The sequence below is a fragment of the Nocardiopsis sp. NPDC006938 genome (assembly GCF_042869555.1).
GTDB lineage: Bacteria > Actinomycetota > Actinomycetes > Streptosporangiales > Streptosporangiaceae > Nocardiopsis.
In genome coordinates this window covers 1-16,929 of sequence record NZ_JBIAGA010000014.1, presented here as the reverse complement: position 1 = coordinate 16,929, position 16,929 = coordinate 1, and the positions used below count along the sequence as shown (strand labels likewise).

At 71.7% G+C, this 16,929-nt stretch carries 15 protein-coding genes; 1 reads left to right on the top strand and 14 read right to left on the bottom strand.

Going from position 1 to position 16,929, the window contains the following annotated elements:
• Nucleotides 1-9: 9 nt before the first annotated feature.
• The 14 genes from ACFYL4_RS20120 to uvrB all read right to left on the bottom strand — a co-directional run bounded on the left by ACFYL4_RS20120 (nucleotide 10) and on the right by uvrB (nucleotide 15,512).
• The gene (locus ACFYL4_RS20120; RefSeq protein WP_357759949.1) at nucleotides 10-1,152 is read right to left on the bottom strand and encodes a prephenate dehydrogenase; all 1,143 of its coding nucleotides are present in this window, start codon (nucleotides 1,150-1,152) and stop codon (nucleotides 10-12) included.
• 106 nt (nucleotides 1,153-1,258) lie between these two features.
• Nucleotides 1,259-1,621, bottom strand: coding sequence for a chorismate mutase (gene aroH / locus ACFYL4_RS20115; RefSeq protein WP_357759895.1), 363 nt, complete (start codon nucleotides 1,619-1,621; stop codon nucleotides 1,259-1,261).
• Nucleotides 1,622-1,736: 115 nt separating this feature from the next.
• Nucleotides 1,737-3,509 (bottom strand): pseudouridine synthase, encoded by a 1,773-nt coding sequence (locus tag ACFYL4_RS20110; protein WP_387519888.1) that lies wholly within the window; start codon nucleotides 3,507-3,509, stop codon nucleotides 1,737-1,739.
• Nucleotides 3,496-4,086, bottom strand: a complete 591-nt coding sequence (gene scpB, locus ACFYL4_RS20105) for an SMC-Scp complex subunit ScpB (RefSeq protein WP_357759904.1) — start codon at nucleotides 4,084-4,086, stop codon at nucleotides 3,496-3,498. Before scpB ends, ACFYL4_RS20110 begins: the two co-directional genes overlap by 14 nt.
• Complete coding sequence (locus ACFYL4_RS20100) at nucleotides 4,086-4,949, bottom strand: ScpA family protein (RefSeq protein ID WP_357759907.1); 864 nt, start codon at nucleotides 4,947-4,949, stop codon at nucleotides 4,086-4,088. The genes scpB and ACFYL4_RS20100 overlap by 1 nt, the downstream gene beginning before the upstream one ends.
• Before the next feature lie 117 nt (nucleotides 4,950-5,066).
• Nucleotides 5,067-5,468, bottom strand: coding sequence for a hypothetical protein (locus ACFYL4_RS20095; protein WP_357759910.1), 402 nt, complete (start codon nucleotides 5,466-5,468; stop codon nucleotides 5,067-5,069).
• Nucleotides 5,465-6,424, bottom strand: coding sequence for an AAA family ATPase (locus tag ACFYL4_RS20090; protein ID WP_357759913.1), 960 nt, complete (start codon nucleotides 6,422-6,424; stop codon nucleotides 5,465-5,467). Before ACFYL4_RS20090 ends, ACFYL4_RS20095 begins: the two co-directional genes overlap by 4 nt.
• Nucleotides 6,425-6,713: 289 nt before the next feature.
• Nucleotides 6,714-7,733, bottom strand: coding sequence for a site-specific tyrosine recombinase XerD (locus ACFYL4_RS20085; RefSeq protein ID WP_357759952.1), 1,020 nt, complete (start codon nucleotides 7,731-7,733; stop codon nucleotides 6,714-6,716).
• Between the two features lie 24 nt (nucleotides 7,734-7,757).
• Nucleotides 7,758-8,426: an NUDIX hydrolase gene (locus tag ACFYL4_RS20080; protein WP_357759916.1), complete on the bottom strand. Its 669-nt coding sequence runs from the start codon at nucleotides 8,424-8,426 to the stop codon at nucleotides 7,758-7,760.
• 42 nt (nucleotides 8,427-8,468) lie between these two features.
• Nucleotides 8,469-10,109, bottom strand: a complete 1,641-nt coding sequence (locus tag ACFYL4_RS20075) for a CTP synthase (protein ID WP_357759919.1) — start codon at nucleotides 10,107-10,109, stop codon at nucleotides 8,469-8,471.
• A 318-nt stretch (nucleotides 10,110-10,427) separates the two neighbouring features.
• Nucleotides 10,428-11,351 carry a hydroxymethylglutaryl-CoA lyase gene (locus ACFYL4_RS20070; RefSeq protein ID WP_357759921.1) on the bottom strand — a complete coding sequence of 308 codons (924 nt, stop codon included), beginning with the start codon at nucleotides 11,349-11,351 and terminating at the stop codon, nucleotides 10,428-10,430.
• Nucleotides 11,352-11,455: 104 nt separating this feature from the next.
• On the bottom strand, nucleotides 11,456-12,451 hold the full coding sequence (locus ACFYL4_RS20065) for a GNAT family N-acetyltransferase (protein WP_387519885.1): 996 nt from the start codon (nucleotides 12,449-12,451) through the stop codon (nucleotides 11,456-11,458).
• Between the two features lie 314 nt (nucleotides 12,452-12,765).
• Nucleotides 12,766-13,215, bottom strand: coding sequence for a DUF3060 domain-containing protein (locus ACFYL4_RS20060; protein ID WP_357759926.1), 450 nt, complete (start codon nucleotides 13,213-13,215; stop codon nucleotides 12,766-12,768).
• 203 nt (nucleotides 13,216-13,418) lie between these two features.
• The gene (uvrB, locus tag ACFYL4_RS20055) at nucleotides 13,419-15,512 is read right to left on the bottom strand and encodes an excinuclease ABC subunit UvrB (RefSeq protein WP_387519882.1); all 2,094 of its coding nucleotides are present in this window, start codon (nucleotides 15,510-15,512) and stop codon (nucleotides 13,419-13,421) included.
• A gap of 162 nt (nucleotides 15,513-15,674) precedes the next feature.
• On the opposite strand from uvrB, the gene ACFYL4_RS20050 reads away from it, so the two are divergent.
• Nucleotides 15,675-16,793, top strand: coding sequence for a hypothetical protein (locus ACFYL4_RS20050; RefSeq protein WP_387519880.1), 1,119 nt, complete (start codon nucleotides 15,675-15,677; stop codon nucleotides 16,791-16,793).
• The last annotated feature ends 136 nt before the right edge of the window (nucleotides 16,794-16,929 follow it).

Genomic DNA, 16,929 nt, shown 5'->3' with positions numbered 1-16,929 from the left:
GGGGCCGTCTCACAGCCCGGGGTGCACCGACCAGCCGTCCGCGGACAGCGCCCCGGCCAGGGTGTCCACGGCCTCGGGGAGCACGTACAGCTCGGCCACACCCAGCGGGAGGCCGGGGCTGTGTTCGATCCGCACGTCCTCGATGTTCACGCCCGCCGTGGCGGCCGCCGCGAACAGACGGCCCAGCGCGCCGGGCTCGTCCGGGATGACCACCGGGATGACGGTGTAGTCGGGTCTGCGGACCGACCCGTGCTTGCCGGGGATGCGCCGCTGGCCGGAGCGCCCGCGCGCGAGGAGGTCGCGAACAGGTTCGAGTCCCCGCCGCGGGTCGGCGCCGTGCTCCGCACCGCTCCAGTCGCGCAGGGCGTCGGCGGTGGCGGCCAGGTCGGCGGCGACACCGTGCAGCACCTCGGCCACGGGCCCGGCGTTGTGTGTGAGGATCTCCGTCCACATGCCCGGGTCGCCTCCGGCGATCCGGGTGACGTCGCGTACCCCCTGTCCGGCGAGGGACAGCGCGTCGCCGTCCCCGGACAGCAGCCGGGCCGCCACGGCGGAGGAGGCCACGTGCGGGGCGTGCGAGACCAACGCCACCGCCCGGTCGTGCGACCGGGCGTCCAGCACCAGCGGATCGGCCCCGCACAGACGGGCCAGGGCGGCCACCGCCTCGACGGACCCGGGGTCCGTCGCGGGAGTCGGGCACAGAGCCCAGGAACGGCCGAGGAAGAGGTCGGCGCGGGCCGCGCCTGGACCGTGCTTCTCCCGTCCCCCCATGGGGTGGCCGGGCACGAAGGTCGCCATGTCGCAGCCGAGCCGCTCGGCGCCCTCCAGGACGCTCGTCTTCACGCTGGCCACGTCGGTGTACACCTGGGCGAGCTTGCGTTGCTGGGCCTCGCGCAGCACCGCGGGGACCACGGCGGGCGGGGCGGCGATCACCGCGACGTCGGCGGGGGCCCCGTCACCGGCCTCGTGCAGGGGGCGCCCGGCCCCGAGGTCGCTGGCCAGCCGCAGCGAGGCGGCGTCCGGGTCGCTCAGGGTGACGTCAGCGTCTCGGGCCCGCAGGGCCAGGGCCACGGACGTCCCGATCAGACCGGTCCCGACCACCGTGACCCGTAGCGGCCCCGTCCGGCCCGCCCCGGTCGTCTCCTCGCCCACGGCACTCCCCCGCCTCACCGCGCCCACGGAGGTCGCGGGCACGGTCCCAGGGTACGACCTCCTGACCTGGAGTCCCGCCCCCGCCGCCGAGGTCCGCTCGGGAGCGCTACTGGGCGATGTCCAGGCGCAGCGCCTGGGCACCCCTCAGGTACACGTGCTGCACCTCGGTGCGCGCGAGCGGGGTCTCCACGTGCGCCATCAGCCGCACCACCCGGGGCAGCGCGCCGGGCACGGCGATCTCGGACGCGCACATCAGCGGCACGTCGGCGAAGCCCACACCGCGCGCCGCCAGTGCGGGGAACTCGCTGGTCAGGTCGGGGGTGGCCGTGAACAACACGCTGATCACGTCGTCGGTGGTGAGTCCGTTGCGCCGCATCACCTCGGAGACCAGTTCGGTCGTGGCCTCCAGTACCTGCTCGCGTTCGTCCGCGTCGACCTGCACCGCACCGCGAATGGCCCGTACCGCCACGTTCGTCCCCGCCCTCGTCCTCGCCGGTGGTGCCGCCCGCCAGGGATAGACGGCGGACGGCGGCCGCCCCCACACAGGGTGCGACCGCCGTCAACTGTAGCGATAGAGCCTCGGGTCAGAGCCCCGCGGCCTTGTAGAGCTCGCCGACCTCACGCGAGCTGAGCGCCCGCATGGTGCCCAGGCGCAGCGTGTTGAGGTCGATCGGGCCGACCTGGGTGCGCGCCAGGTCGGCGACCGGGTGGCCCACCGCCTCCATGAGGCGGCGCACGATGTGCTTGCGCCCCTCGTGCAGACGGATCTCCACCATGGCCTGGGCGTCGTCGTTGTCGACCACGCGGAAGGAGTCGACCCTGACCGGCCCGTCCTCCAGCTCCACACCCTTCTGGATCTCGCGCACCACGCGGTGCGGCACCGGGCCGGGCACCTTCGCGATGTAGGTCTTGACGACCTTGTAGCGCGGGTGGGTGAGGCGGTTGGCCAGGTCACCGTCGTTGGTCAGCAGGATGAGACCCTCGGTCTCGGTGTCCAGCCGACCCACGTGGAAGATGCGCTCGGCGGTCTGACCGGCGTAGTCGGCCAGGGTCGGGCGGCCCTCCGGGTCCCACATGGTGCTGACCACTCCGCGCGGCTTGTTGAGCGCGAAGTACAGCTTGTCGGGAGCGGTGACCACGCGCATGCCGTCGACGCGGATCTCCGAAGCCTCGGGGTCGACGCGGGCGCCGAAGCGCTTGACGATCTGGCCGTCGACGCTCACCCGTCCGGCGGCGATCATCTCCTCGCTGGCCCGTCGGCTGGCGACACCGGCCGCGGCCAGTGCCTTCTGGAGGCGGATGCCGTTGGGGACGTCCGTGTAGGTGTCCCGGGAGTCACCCTCGTGGCGGTCCTCGTCGCGCGGGTTGTAGTCCGCGCGCAGGGCCTGGAGCCGCTCACGGGCCGCCTTGGAGAGCTGGTTCTCGCGCTTGACGTCCCTGACCGGCTCGTGGTCGCGGCGGACCGGACGCTGGTCGGGGTCGCGGCGCGGCCGGTCGTGGCGGTCCTGGGGACGGCCTCCGCGCTTGTCGTCGCGGCGCTGGTAGCCGCCGCCCTTGGTGTCGCGGCTCTGGAGACGGCGCCCCTGGGCGTCGCGGCGCGGGCGCTCGTCGCGGTTGCCGCCACGGTGGTCGTCGCGGCGGTCGTAGGAGCGACCACCACGGTCGTCACGCCGGTCGTCCCGGCCCTGGAAACCACCACGACGGTCGTCCCGACCCTGCGGACGACCACCACGGTCATCGCGACCCTGGTAGCCACCACGCCGGTCGTCCCGGTCATAGCGACCACCACGGTGGTCGTCACGCCGGTCGTCACGACCCTGGTAGCCACCACGGTGCTCGTCGCGACGGTCGTGGGAACGACCCCCACGGTCGCCGCGCCGGTCATCCCGGCCCTGGAAACCACCACGACGGTCGTCCCGACCCTGCGGACGACCACCACGGTCGTCACGACCCTGGAAACCACCACGGTTGTCGTCGCGGCGGTCGTAGGAGCGACCCCCACGGTCGCCGCGCCGGTCATCCCGGCCCTGGAAACCACCACGACGGTCGTCACGGCCCTGGAAACCACCACGACGGTCGTCACGGCCCTGGAAACCACCACGGCGATCGTCACGGCCCTGCGGACGGCCTCCTCGGTCGTCACGACCCTGGAAACCACCACGGTTGTCGTCACGGCGGCCGTAGGAACGACCGCCACGGTGGTCGTCACGGTCCTGGCGTCCGCCGCCTCGGCGGTCGTCGCCGCCCCTGTCGTCGCGGGGGCCTCGGCCGCCGCGGTTGTCGTAGTCGCCGCGCTCACCGCGCGGTGCGCGTCCGTCCCGTTCACCACGGGAACGTTCTCTGTTAGGTGTGCTCACCGGTGTCGTCAAGACCTTCGATGTCGTCGGGAAGGAACGGCGCCAGGTCGGGCAGCTCGTCCAGGCCGCGCAGACCGAGCCGTTCCAGGAAATAGGAGGTGGTCCGGTACAGCAGAGCACCGGACTCGGGATCGTGCCCGGCCTCTTCGATCAGGCCCCTCAGTACGAGGGTACGCATAACGCCGTCGCAGTTGACCCCGCGTACCGCGGAGACCCTGCCACGTGAGACCGGCTGGCGGTAGGCGACGACGGCGATCGTCTCCAGTGCGGCCTGGGTGAGCCGCACCTCCTGCCCCTCCCTGAGGAAGTGCTCGACGATGTCGGCGCACTCGGGGCGCGTGTACACACGCCACCCCTCGGCCACCGCTCGTAGGTCGAAACCCCGGCCCTGTTCGGTGTATTCCCGGGAGAGCTCCTCCAGGGCGCGGGTCACCAGCTCCAGGGGCACGTCCATGGCGCGGGCCAGGTCGTACTCGGACACCGGCTGGTCGACCACCATCATGACGGCCTCCAGGTCCCGGCGCAGGGCCGGGGGCACGGCGGTGTCCCCCGCCTCGACGGTGTGCTGCGCGGTCATCACTGCTCCCTGGGTGTGGTGTCGGCGGTCGGTTCCGCCTCGTCGTAGTCGGACTCCAGTTCGACGTCCGCGTCGCCGCCGGTCCAGGTGACGGTCAGCTCGCCCAGCGGCACGGGCTGGTCGAAGCCCACGTTCGCGGCCCGGTACAGCTCCAGCAGTGCCAGGAACCGGGCGACGACCTCGAAGGTACCGTCGCACTCGGCGGTCAGCTGGGCGAAGGTGAGCTGCCCGTGCTCGCGCAGCTCGGCCACCATCAGCTCGCCCTGCTCCTTGACGGAGGTCTTGGTGAGGTGGATGTGGGTGACCGAGACGCTCGGTGGCTCCCTGGGGGTGAACACCAGCCCGGCCAGGGCCGCGAACTCCTCGGGGCCGAGCTTGAACAGCACGTCGGGACGCATCCCCGCGAACCGCTCCTCCAGCGGAACCGCGCGCGCGTACCTGCGGCCCTGGGTGGCCAGGCGCTCGCGCAGGAAGGCGGCGACCTCCTTGTAGGCGCGGTACTGGAGCAGGCGGGCGAACAGCAGGTCGCGCGCCTCCAGCAGTGCCAGGTCGGCCTCGTCCTCCACGTCGCCGCGCGGCAGCAGGCGGGCCGCCTTCAGGTCGAGCAGGGTGGCCGCCACCAGCAGGAAGTTGCTGGCCTGGTCCAGGTCCCAGTCGTCGCCGAACCGGCGGATGTGCGCGATGAACTCGTCGGTGACCTTCGACAGGGACACCTCGGTGATGTCCAGCTTGTGCTTGGAGATCAGCCCGAGGAGCAGGTCGAAGGGGCCCTCGAAGTTGTCCAGGTGTACCTGGAAGGCGTTCTCGTCGACCTCGTCGGCGCCCTCCGCCCCCGGGAGCGCGCCCTCCTGGTCAGTCACCATGGCGGGTCCACGTCTTCTCACTCATGACACAAGGGTGTCACCGGCTGGGACCAGCCGGTGACACCCACCCGCCGGTCCCCGGTGGCCGTCCGCTCCCCCAGCGGCCGGCCCGGGGACTCAGTCCTCGGTCAGACGACGGACCAGCATGCTGCTGGAACCGTGCTCCTCGAAGTCGGCGAGCAGCACCGCGACGGCCTCGCGGACGAGGCGGCCCCGGTCGGCCGACAACCCGTGCTCCGCGCGCAGCGAGAGCCGGGTCTGTTCCAGGGCCAGCAGTTCGGGCCCGGAGACGTAGACGGTGATCTTCTCGTCGTGGCGCTGGCGCCCGCTCGGTTTGGGGGCGCGGTCCAGTTTGCTCCGCGTCCTGCCGCCGGACTTGCGCGCGGGCCGTTCCGGCGGGGTCTCTTTGGTGCTCTGCCGGTCCTGTTCCGGTACCTGGTACTGGCGTTCGGTCTCGGCCGGTTCCTCTTCGGGACCGGAAGGGCGGAAGAACAGTTCGTCCGCCCCGGGTAGCGTCACACGTCGTGACCGCTGAGAGGCCACCTCGCCAGCACCTCCTTGGCCAGCGAACGGTAGGCGTTGGCCCCGGCCGAGGACGAGTCGAACCTGGTGATGGGTTCGCCCGCCACGGTGGCGTCCGGGAAGCGCACGGTGCGGTTGATGACGGTGCCGTACACCTTGTCCCCGAAGCCGTCCACGATGGTGGAGAGCACTTCGCGGGCGTGCAGGGTGCGCGGGTCGTACATGGTGCCGAGGAAACCGTCGATGACGAGGTCCTCGTTGAGGCGTTCCTGGACCTTCTGGATGGTGTCCATCAGCAGCGCCACACCGCGCAGGGCGAAGAACTCGCACTCCAGCGGGACGATGACCCCGTCGGCCGCGGTCAGCGCGTTGACGGTCAGCAGGCCGAGCGACGGCTGGCAGTCGATGAGGATGACGTCGTAGTCGTTGATGACCGGGCGCAGCGCGCGTCCGAGCATCTGCTCACGGGCCACCTCGCCGACGAGCTGTACCTCCGCGGCGGACAGGTCGATGTTGCTCGGAATGAGGTCGAGGCCGTCGACGTCCGTCTTGAGCAGGACGTCCTCGACCGTCACGTCGCGCTGCATGAGCAGGTTGTAGACGGTCAGGTCCAGCTCGCGCGGGTCCAGTCGGCCCAGGCCGACCGACAGGGCGCCCTGCGGGTCGAAGTCGACCAGCAGCACCCGTCTGCCGTACTCCGCGATGGCGGCGCCGAGGTTGATGGTGGTGGTGGTCTTGCCGACCCCACCCTTCTGGTTACAGAGTGCTACAATCCGTGCCGGACCGTGTTCGTCGAGCGGTGTCGGCTCCGGATATGTACGCACGGGTCTCTTGGTGTGCAGATCCGCCCCCGTGTTGCGTGTCGTCCCCCACGGGTTGCTCACCGGTTCGGCGAAGCCCTCCTCGCCGACGGGTGCGGTGTTCGCCGCCTCGTCGCTCTCCGACCAGTTCACAACCCTTGACCTCCCCTACGGACCGGCCACGGCCCGACGGGACTCTTGACGTCTCCCACGACTGGCCGCCGTCGGAAACTCAATATGTCGACAGCAACGTACCTCTGTGCGGCGACTCTAGAACGACGACACGGCGCACATCAACATGATCCGACGAGGATTCCCCACCCTCTGCAACCGGGAGGAACCGCACGGTCGTACCCATTTCTCTCGTAGGAGAAGGGTACACACGACGCACGTCGGACTCGTCCCGAACGCCGAGCCGCCCCCCGACCACAGGCCGCGGACCTCACCGCGGGCCGCCCGGTTCCCGCCCGCGCCTGGCCCTGGGGTGGCTGGAGGCGTACACCTCGCGCAGCCGCTCCACCGTCACCAGGGTGTAGACCTGTGTGGTGGTGACCGAACTGTGCCCCAACAGCTCCTGGACGACCCGGATGTCCGCACCGCCGTCGATCAGGTGGGTGGCGAAGGAGTGCCTCAGGGTGTGCGGGGAGACGCCCTCCACCCCGGCCCGTTCCGCCACCGCGGACAGCAGCGCCCATCCGCCCTGCCGGGTGAGACGGCCGCCACGCGTGTTCAGGAACAGGGCCGGGCCGCCCCGACCGGACGCGGCCAGTACCGGCCGCACCAGGGTCAGGTAGCCCGCCAGGGCGCGACGCGCGTAGGAGCCCAGTGGTACGAGGCGCTCCTTTCCGCCCTTGCCCCGGAAGCGCACCAGGCCGACCGCCGCGTCGCCGTCGACCGCGTCCGCGACGTCGTCCACGTCCAGCCCCACCGCCTCCGACACCCGTGCCCCGGTGCCGTACAGCACCTCCGTCAGCGCGCGGTCGCGCTGGGCCAGCAGGTCGGCGCGCGCGTCCGAGGCCGGGGCCGCCGCCGGTCCGGCGGCCTCGAGCAACCGTTCCACCTGGTCCAGGGGCACGGCCTTGGGCAGGCGCAGGGGCGGCGGGGGCGGGGCGATCTCGGCGGCCGGGTCCGTGGCCGACCACCCCTCGCGCACCGCGAACCGGTGCAGTCCGCGCACGGCCGCCAGGGCGCGCCCGGCCGAGGAGGCGCTCAGGGGGGCGTGGGAGTCGTCTCCCTCGCGCAGTGCTCCCAGGAAGGCTCCGACGTGCCCGGGGGTCACCGCGGCGAGGTCGGCGACCCCCCGGCCGCGCAGGTACCCGGTGTAGCGCCACAGGTCGCGGCGGTAGGCCAGCAGGGTGTTGTCGGCCAGTGCGCGCTCGGCGCCCAGGTGGTCCAGGAACGCGGCCCGCACCCGCTCCAGGGGACCGTCGTCGGGTTCGGGCCGCTCCGGCCCGCCCTCCAGCGCTTCGTTCTCCACCGGAGGGGGTCAGTCGTCCGAGGCCGCGGGCAGGGAGGCGTACCCGTCCAGGGACGCGGCGTGCGCGGCGAGGACGCCGATGACCGTCGCACCGTTGTGCAGCCGTCCCTCCATGACCGCGCGCACCGCCTCGGGGAGCGGCAGCCACTCGGAGGCCAGGTCGGTCTCCTCGTGTTCGCGCACGAAGTCGATCTCCGCCTCCGGCACCTCGGTGAGGTCACGGGCGAGGAACACGTGGATGCGTTCGGTGGAGAAGCCTGTGCTCGGGAAGAAGTCGGGCAGCTGGTGCCAGGTGGCGGCGCGCAGCGCGGCCTCCTCCTCCAGTTCGCGGCGGGCGGTGGCCAGCGGCCCCTCGCCCTCGCCGTCGATCAGGCCGGCGGGCAGCTCCCACAGCGTGTGCTGGGTGGGGTGTCGGTACTGGCGTTGCAGCAGGACCCGCCCCCGTGCGTCCAGTGCGACGATCGCGGCGGCCCCGGGGTGGTCCATGTAGTCGCGGGCGGCCACCGTCCGTCCCACGCCGTGGGGGCCGGGCATCTGCACCCAGTCGGTGCGCATCGAGCACTTGGCTCCCCTGTAGCGCTCCTCGGAGCGCTCCACCGGCCACGACTCGGGGGCGTCCGCGACCCTCGCGAACGCCCCCGTCGTCCCTTCGCCGACCGGGCGGGTGTGGCTGGCCATGCGGCCCCTCTCAGGCTCGTGCCCCACCCGCCCCCGTCGCCGCTAGGAGAGCTTGTACTCCAGCGAGGCGGAGATCAGGCCCCGGAAGAGCGGGTTCGCGTTGGTCGGGCGGGAGCGCAGCTCCGGGTGTGCCTGCGTCGCGATGAAGAACGGGTGCACGTCCCGGGGCAGTTCCACGTACTCCACCAGCTTGCCATCCGGGGAGAGGCCGGAGAACACCAGACCCGCCTCCTCCAGACGGGGGCGGTAGGCGTTGTTGACCTCGAACCGGTGGCGGTGGCGCTCGGAGACCTGACCGGCGCCGTCGTACAGGTCGCGGGCGAGGGTGCCCTCGCCGAGGTCGGCCGGGTACAGGCCCAGGCGCATGGTGCCGCCCATGTCGCGGTCGCCCGCCACGACGTCCTCCTGGTCGGCCATGGTGGCGATGACCGGGTCGACGGCCTTGTCGTCGAACTCCAGGCTGTTGGCGCCCTCCAGGCCGAGCACGTTGCGCGCGTACTCGATGACCATGCCCTGGAGACCGAGGCAGATGCCGAGCAGCGGAACGCCCTTCTCCCGGGCGTAGCGGATCGCGCCCAGCTTGCCCTCGATGCCGCGCACGCCGAAGCCGCCCGGGATGAGGATGCCGTCCGCGCCGTCGAGCTCGGCGGCCGCGCCCGAGGGGCTGGCGCAGTTGTCACTGGCCACCCAGCGGATGTTCACGCGGGTGTCGGTGGCGAAGCCGCCGGCGCGCAGGGCCTCGCTGACCGACAGGTAGGCGTCGGGCAGGTCGATGTACTTGCCGACCATGGCGATGGTGACCTCGTGGTCGGGCTGGTGCACGCGGCGCAGCAGCTCGTCCCACTCGGTCCAGTCGACGTCGCGGAAGGGCATACCGAGGCGGCGGACGACATAGGCGTCCAGGCCCTCGCGGTGCAGGACCTTGGGGATGTCGTAGATGGAGGGGGCGTCGGGGGTGGAGACCACGCCCGCCTCGTCCACGTCGCACATGAGGCTGATCTTGGACTTCAGGCTCTGCGTGATGGGCCGGTCGGAGCGGCACACGATCGCGTCGGGCTGGATGCCGATGCTGCGCAGGGCGGCGACCGAGTGCTGGGTCGGCTTGGTCTTCATCTCGCCGGACGGGCCGAGGAAGGGGATGAGGGAGACGTGCAGGAAGAAGCAGTTCTCGCGGCCGATCTCGTGCCGGATCTGGCGGACGGCCTCCAGGAAGGGCTGCGACTCGATGTCGCCGACCGTCCCCCCGATCTCGGTGATGACGATGTCGACGTCGGGGGCGTCCATCGCGTAGATGCGCGCCTTGATCTCGTTGGTGATGTGCGGGATGACCTGCACGGTGTCACCGAGGTAGGCGCCCTGGCGCTCCTTGGCGATGACGCTGGAGTAGATCTGCCCGGTGGTGACGTTGGCCGAGGCGGAGAGCTCGACGTCGAGGAAGCGCTCGTAGTGGCCGACGTCGAGGTCGGTCTCGGCTCCGTCGTCCGTCACGAAGACCTCGCCGTGCTGGAACGGGTTCATCGTTCCGGGGTCGACGTTGAGGTAGGGGTCCAGCTTCTGCATGGTGACCCGAAGTCCGCGCGACTTCAGGAGTCGTCCCAGGCTGGAGGCGGTCAGCCCCTTGCCAAGACTGGAGGCGACGCCGCCAGTAACGAAAAGGTGCTTGGTACTCGCGGCGGATGCCAAAGTGTTGCTCCCGTGGGTTGAGTGGCTACGGCTGGCTCAGGCGAGCCGGGCGGCCGTGCGGCGGTCCGGTTCCGAGCGGCGGCGATGCCGTTCCAGCGCGTCGGACTCCACGGGGCACCAGGATAACAGGCCCCCCGTTCGTCCACACCCGGGAACGTTCGTCCCACCTCCGGTGTTCCCCATCCCGACCTGCGCGGTTGCCGTGAACCCCTGGTGGCTGGGCACTCCGGGCCCGGTCGGGGCCCGCCGGGTGGCGAAGGCAACACCGCCCCGGGTCCCGCCGGAGGGCGCGGACCCGGGGCGCACCGGTGCCGCTGGTCAGGCGGGAAAGTCGCCGGCGCGACCGAGGTAGGCGGGGGGCCGCTTGCCGAGCCGCTCCCCCATCCAGTCGCCCAGCGCGGCCGCGCCGGACAGGCTCACGCCCGTGTGCTGCCCGCCGCGGTGCAGCATGTACAGCAGGTCCTCGGTGGCGATGTTGCCGGTGGCGGCGGGGGCGAAGGGGCAGCCGCCGAACCCGCCCAGGCTGGAGTCCAGGACCCGCACGCCCTCGTCCACGGCGGCCAGGGCGTTGGCGTAGCCGGTGTTGCGGGTGTTGTGGAAGTGACAACGCAGGGTTCGTCCGCCCGCCACCTCGGCCGTCCGGCGCACGAGGTCGCGCACCTGCCCGGGAACCCCCACCCCGATCGTGTCGGCCAGGGCGATCTCCACCGCCCCGGTGTCCGCGATCCGGCGCACCACCTCCACCACCCGCTCCGGCGCGACCTCGCCGTCGAACGGGCACCCGAAGGCCGTGGAGACCGTGACGCTGAGCGGCACGCCCGTGCCCTCCAGCGCGCGGTCCATCTCCACCAGGGTGTCCAGCATCTCCTCGACGGTGCTGCCCTGGTTGCGCGTGCTGAAGCCGTCGGTGGCCGGTACCGCCACGTTGACCTCGGACACCCCCGCCGCCAGGGCCCGGTCCAGCCCGCGCCGGTTGAGCGCCAGGCCGATGAACGACACCCCGGGCACCCGCGTGACCCCGGCCATGACCTCCTCGGCCCCGGCCATCTGCGGCACCCGCCTGGGGTTGACGAAGCTGACCGCCTCGACGCGCCGCACTCCCGCGGCCACGGCCCGGTCGATCAACTCCACCCGGTCCTCGACCGAGAGCACCGTGGACTCGTTCTGGAGGCCGTCGCGCGGCCCCACCTCGACGATCTCCACGTGCTCGGCGCCCTCGGGCCCACGGTCGTCCGCGCTCATCGGCTCCACCTCTCCCACGCCACACTGCGCTTGCGCGCCCAGGCTAACCAGCGGGGACCGTCAACTCCGTCACCGGGGCGCCGGTCCGGCCGGGCCCGCCGTGGTCAGCGCAGCGCCAGGGCGGGACGGACCTCCCAGGTCGTCCACACGGGGCGGTAGCCCATGCGGTGCCAGAACGGCCCGGAGAGCGGGTTCATGGCGGCGTAGTTGAGCACCGACGCCCCCACGCCGTGGCTGTCCAGGGCCTGGTGGGCCTGGCTCACCAGGGCGGTACCGATTCCGCGGCCGCGCTCGGCGGCGGTGACCACGCCGTAGCCGATGTGCGCGATCGGACGGGCCCGTACCAGCGACTTGGCCCAGCGGGAGCGCTCGGGCGGCGACACCCACAGCAGGCCCACGGCCCGGCCCCGGCGCTCCGCGAGCCAGATCCACGAGCGGGAGCGGTTGAGCGCGCGGGCGGCGACCTTGCGGGTCTGTTCGGCGGTGTCGGGTTGGAGGAACACCCCGCCGAAGTGCTGTTCGTAGCGGTGCTCCTCCATCAGCAGGCCCACCACCTGGGTGAGGTCGCTGGTGTCGGCCAGCCGGATGGCCACGTCACGCGGGGGCAGCGAGGGCGGCACGCCCCGGCGGCGCTGGCGGGCGGCGAGCACCGTGTAGGGCTGGAGGCCGTGCCGCTGCAAGGGGATGATCCCGGCGACGTCGCGCGCGGGCCAGCTCACCAGGGCCGCGGACTCCGAGCCGGTACCGGTGGGCAGGTCCTCGATCTGGTCGCGCCAGCTGGTCAGCAGGGAGTCCAGGGCGCGGGCGGGCTCGGGGCCGCCGACGATGGGGGTGAGCCAGTGCTGGTCGGGCACGCCCCAGATGCGGCCCACCTCGCCCGGCTGGTACCAGGTGTAGTGCATGCTCCCCGCGGCGACGGTACGGCCGTCCTCGTCGCTGACGGTCAGCAGGGGGTAGGAGTTGGCCGCGAACCCCACGGGTTCGGGCAGAAGGGGGTCCGACTCCGCCCAGCGCCTGGCAGCGGAGTGCACCAACGGATCGAGTCCGATGTCGCCGCCAGGCGACTCATCATGCCGCACCCGAGCGACATAACCACTCACCCGCCCCACCCCTCCATTCGTCAAGCGCGCGCCCCGACCGGACTGACGGGTGCGGTCGTGTCGCGGCCACCGGACCGGTGTCCGCACCGACCGACGTGTCGGGACAGGATCGACCGTACCTCCTCGAAGCGGTACGGGTGAACGGAAAGCGGTGAACACGGGCCCGCCCGCCTCCGCCGCCTCCGGGGAGGCCCCGGTCCCGCCGCCGCGCCGAGGGGCGCTCACGCGGTGCGCACGCGTGTGCGCGAACGCGCACCACGGTAACGGACGCGGGTGCCCGGGCCACGGGCGGGGCAGGCCTCGTCGCGGTCGGGTCACCGTGCCTCGGGGCTGGCGGTACCGCCCTCGCTGACGGTGGTGTTGCGCCCGTGGTTGACCACCTCGGGGTCACCGGAGGCGAAGGAGACCTGGTTGTCCACGCCGACGAGGACGATCTTCTCGGCCGTGCCCACCTCGACGACGGAGTTGCGCCCGGTGGCGCGCACGAGGCCGCAGTCGCCGTCGAGTATCACCAGGGCGTCGTCGGCCTTGACCACGACCTCGCGGTTGGCGCAGTCCTCGTGGACCTCGGCTCCGTCGTCGACGACGACGATGACCTCGTCGTTGGAGACGGAGTCGACCGGATCGTCGTCCGTGCCCCGGCCGAGGTCGGGAGTGGGCTCGATCTCCTCGGGGTCCTCACCGCCCCGGGCGATCCCGCACCCGGCCACCAGGAGACCCGTCAGCACCGCGGTGAACGCGACGCCCAGTACCCGACCGACCATGAACTCCCCCACACCCAAAAAAGGCAAAAGCGACATTCGACGTACGCAAAGCACAAGAATATGTCACGTGAAGGTAACTATGCGACCCAACCGTGCCTCGATCGTGCCTGATTCGAGACGCCCCCGGTGTGCGGGGCGGGGGTCCGCGACCCGCACACCCCCGCCCCACGGGCCTGCCAGCACCCTACCGGCCGACGCCGGGGTCACTTCAACCCGGCCGCGTCCATCCCCCGCAGCTCCCGCTTCAGCTCGCCGATCTCGTCCCTCAGCCGGGCCGCGAGCTCGAACTGCAGATCCGTCGCGGCCTGGTGCATCTGGCCGCTCAGCTGGTCGATGAGGTCGGCCAGCTCCGCGCGCGGCATGTTCGCCACGTCCGCGCGCTCCCCCAACGCGGGCACCGGCGCCCGCGCCGTCCGACCGCCCTGGCGGTAACCCGTGGACATGAGCTCCTCGGTGTCCACGTCCTCGCGGTTGAGGGTGTCCAGGATGTCGGCGATCTGCTTGCGCAACGGCGTCGGGTCGATCCCGTGCTCGGCGTTGTACGCCAGCTGCTTGTCCCGGCGCCGGGTGGTCTCGTCGATCGCCGCGCGCATGGAGTCCGTGACGTTGTCCGCGTACATGTGCACCTGGCCGTCGACGTTGCGCGCCGCGCGGCCGATGGTCTGGATCAGCGAGGTCTCCGAACGCAAGAAGCCCTCCTTGTCCGCGTCCAGGATCGCCACCAGGGACACCTCCGGCAGGTCCAGGCCCTCCCGCAGCAGGTTGATGCCCACCAGCACGTCGAACTCGCCCACCCGCAGCTCCCGCAGCAGCTCCACGCGGCGCAGCGTGTCCACCTCGCTGTGCAGGTACCGCACCCGGATGCCCAGCTCCGCGAAGTAGTCGGTGAGGTCCTCGGCCATCTTCTTGGTCAGCGTGGTCACCAGGACCCGCTCCGAGCGCTCGGCCCGCTCGCGGATCTCGTGCACGAGGTCGTCGATCTGCCCGTCCGTCGGCTTGACCACCACCTGCGGGTCCACCAGCCCGGTCGGGCGGATGACCTGTTCGACCACGTCACCGCCCGCCTGACGCAGCTCGTACCGGCCCGGTGTCGCCGACAGGTACACCGACTGCCCGATCCGCTTCGTGAACTCCTCCCACTTCAGGGGACGGTTGTCCAGCGCCGAGGGAAGCCGGAAACCGTGGTCCACCAGGGTCCGCTTGCGCGCCGCGTCGCCCTCGTACATGGCCCCGATCTGCGGGACCGTCACGTGCGACTCGTCCAGGACCAGCAGGAAGTCCTCGGGGAAGTAGTCCAGGAGGGTGTTGGGGGCGCTGCCCGGCTCGCGGCCGTCGAAGTGCCGCGAGTAGTTCTCGATCCCCGAGCAGGTACCCAGCTGGCGCATCATCTCCAGGTCGTGGGTGGTGCGCATGCGCAGCCGCTGTGCCTCCAGGAGCTTGCCCTGGCCCTCCAGCTCGGCCAGGCGCTCGCCCAGCTCCGCCTCGATGGTGCCGATCGCCCGCTCGGTGCGCTCCTCGCCGGCCACGTAGTGCGAGGCCGGGAAGATGAACATCTCGGCGCTCTCCCCCAGTACCTCGCCGGTCAGGGGGTGCAGGGTGAGCAGCCGCTCGATCTCGTCACCGAACATCTCGATGCGGATCGCCAGCTCCTCGTAGACCGGGATGATCTCGATCGTGTCGCCGCGGACCCGGAACGTCCCCCGGGTGAACGCCATGTCGTTGCGCGTGTACTGCATCTCGACCAGGCGGCGCAGCAGGTCGTCCCGGTCCACCTCCATGCCCACCGACAACTGGGCCATCCGGTCCACGTACTCCTGCGGAGTGCCCAGGCCGTAGATGCACGACACCGACGCCACCACGATGGTGTCGCGCCGGGTGAGCAGCGAGTTGGTCGCCGAGTGCCGCAGGCGCTCCACCTCGTCGTTGATCGAGGAGTCCTTCTCGATGTAGGTGTCGCTCTGCGGGACGTAGGCCTCGGGCTGGTAGTAGTCGTAGTAGGAGACGAAGTACTCGACCGCGTTGTTGGGCAGCATCTGCCGCAGCTCGTTGGCGAACTGCGCCGCCAGGGTCTTGTTCGGCTGCATCACCAGCGTGGGCCGCTGGAGCTGTTCCACCGTCCACGCCACGGTGGCCGTCTTGCCGGTACCGGTCGCGCCCAGCAGGACCGTGTGCTGGTCGCCGTCCCGCACCCTCCTGGTGATCTGTTCGATCGCCCCCGGCTGGTCCCCGGCGGGGGTCATGTCCGAGACCACCTCGAAGGGTGCCTCGCTGCGCTTGATGTCACTGACCGGTCGCACTTGCCCTCTTCTCCCTACGAACGTCGGGCCACCCCTCGCCCGCGTGTCCCCTCCCTCCAACGCTACAGACCGCCCACGACATCCCGGAGCCGGAATCGGAACCGGGAACCCGCCGACGGCATCACATCCGCGTCAGCTCCCCGAAGAAGGGTGGTGTGCCCCGTGGCCCCCAGTACACAGGCGACCTTCGACCCCGCTCTCCGTCCCGGAACCGTCCGGCGGCTCAGCGCCTCCCCCGAAGCCCTGGCGCGCCCCAACGGGTTCCGGCTCCCCCTGCCCCGCTGGGTCCTGATCACCCTGGCCGTCACGGCCGCGGCCGTCGCGGGAGCACCGCTGGCATTGTTCCCCGAAGGCCCCGGCGAGGCCGTGCTCGTTCCGCTCGCCCTCGTGGCGGCGTCCTACCCGACCTACCCCTGGGTCAGGTTCGTGTGGACGGAGCTGCTGCGCGGCGCCGACAGCGTCGGCGAGCGGGCGCTGATTTGGTTTCTGCTCCTGACCACCGCGACCGCCTTCTCCCTCGTGTCCGTGTCGCTCGTCGGCGGCGCGGTGTGGCTGGCTCTTCGGCTGGCCCCCTCCACCGCGGCGCTCGTGGCGCCCGGCACCCCGGGCGCGGTACTGCTGTGGTTCCTGCCCGTGGCCGTCCTGGTCGCCATCCTGCTCCTGCGGCGCCCCTGGGACTCCGCCGACCTCGCCGCGTGGCACCGGGACCGCTACGTCGTCCCGGCGGATCTGGGCTTCACCCAGAGCCACCGGGCGCTGAACAAGCTCCAGCGCACGACCGCCCGCGCCGAGCACGCCCACCGCGTCCTGGGCACCCACGTGGGCCTGGACCACGCCCTGCCCCTGCTGCGCGCCGAGGAGTGGCGCCTGGCACGGGAGTGCCTCCACCTCGACCGTCTGCGCGACCGACTGGCGGGCCACGAGATCGGGGGCGTCTCCGCACAGGTCAAGGAGGCGCTGGCCCCCCAGTGGAAGGTCCTGGAGAAGGCTTCCCGGGACCTGGACACCGAGGTCGGCCGACTCGACGCCTTCGGACGCAAGATCCAGGCCGCGGTGGACACCCACGAGGAGTGGGTCAGGCTCCAACGGGTCGCCGACCAGGCGGGCGACTTCGCCGACCTGGCCGCCCGGGCGCCCTCACCGGACGCGGGCACCTCCGACGCCCTCACCCACAGCCTCCACGGAGCCGAGGCCGCCCGCGCGGTTCGGGAGGAGATGATCCGGGAGACCGCCGAGGCCACCGCCAGGCTGATCCGGGAGCAGGTCGGGACAGCGGGCTAGACCCTGTTTTTTAGAAGTTGGGAGTGGAGCAGGGTCTGCGGTGGCATCGTGGTCGATGTGTCTGGCCGTCATGAACTCACCGATGCCGAGTGGGCCCTGCTCGCCCCGCTCCTGCCCGCCGACCCTGCCAAGGGCA

Excerpts from the sequence above, each read along its gene's own strand:
- scpB (WP_357759904.1), bottom strand. The coding sequence starts at position 4,086 with ATGACCGCGCAGCACACCGTCGAGGCGGGGGACACCGCCGTGCCCCCG.
- ACFYL4_RS20100 (WP_357759907.1), bottom strand. The coding sequence starts at position 4,949 with ATGGTGACTGACCAGGAGGGCGCGCTCCCGGGGGCGGAGGGCGCCGAC.
- ACFYL4_RS20080 (WP_357759916.1), bottom strand. The coding sequence starts at position 8,426 with ATGGCCAGCCACACCCGCCCGGTCGGCGAAGGGACGACGGGGGCGTTC.
- ACFYL4_RS20070 (WP_357759921.1), bottom strand. The coding sequence starts at position 11,351 with ATGAGCGCGGACGACCGTGGGCCCGAGGGCGCCGAGCACGTGGAGATC.
- ACFYL4_RS20060 (WP_357759926.1), bottom strand. The coding sequence starts at position 13,215 with ATGGTCGGTCGGGTACTGGGCGTCGCGTTCACCGCGGTGCTGACGGGT.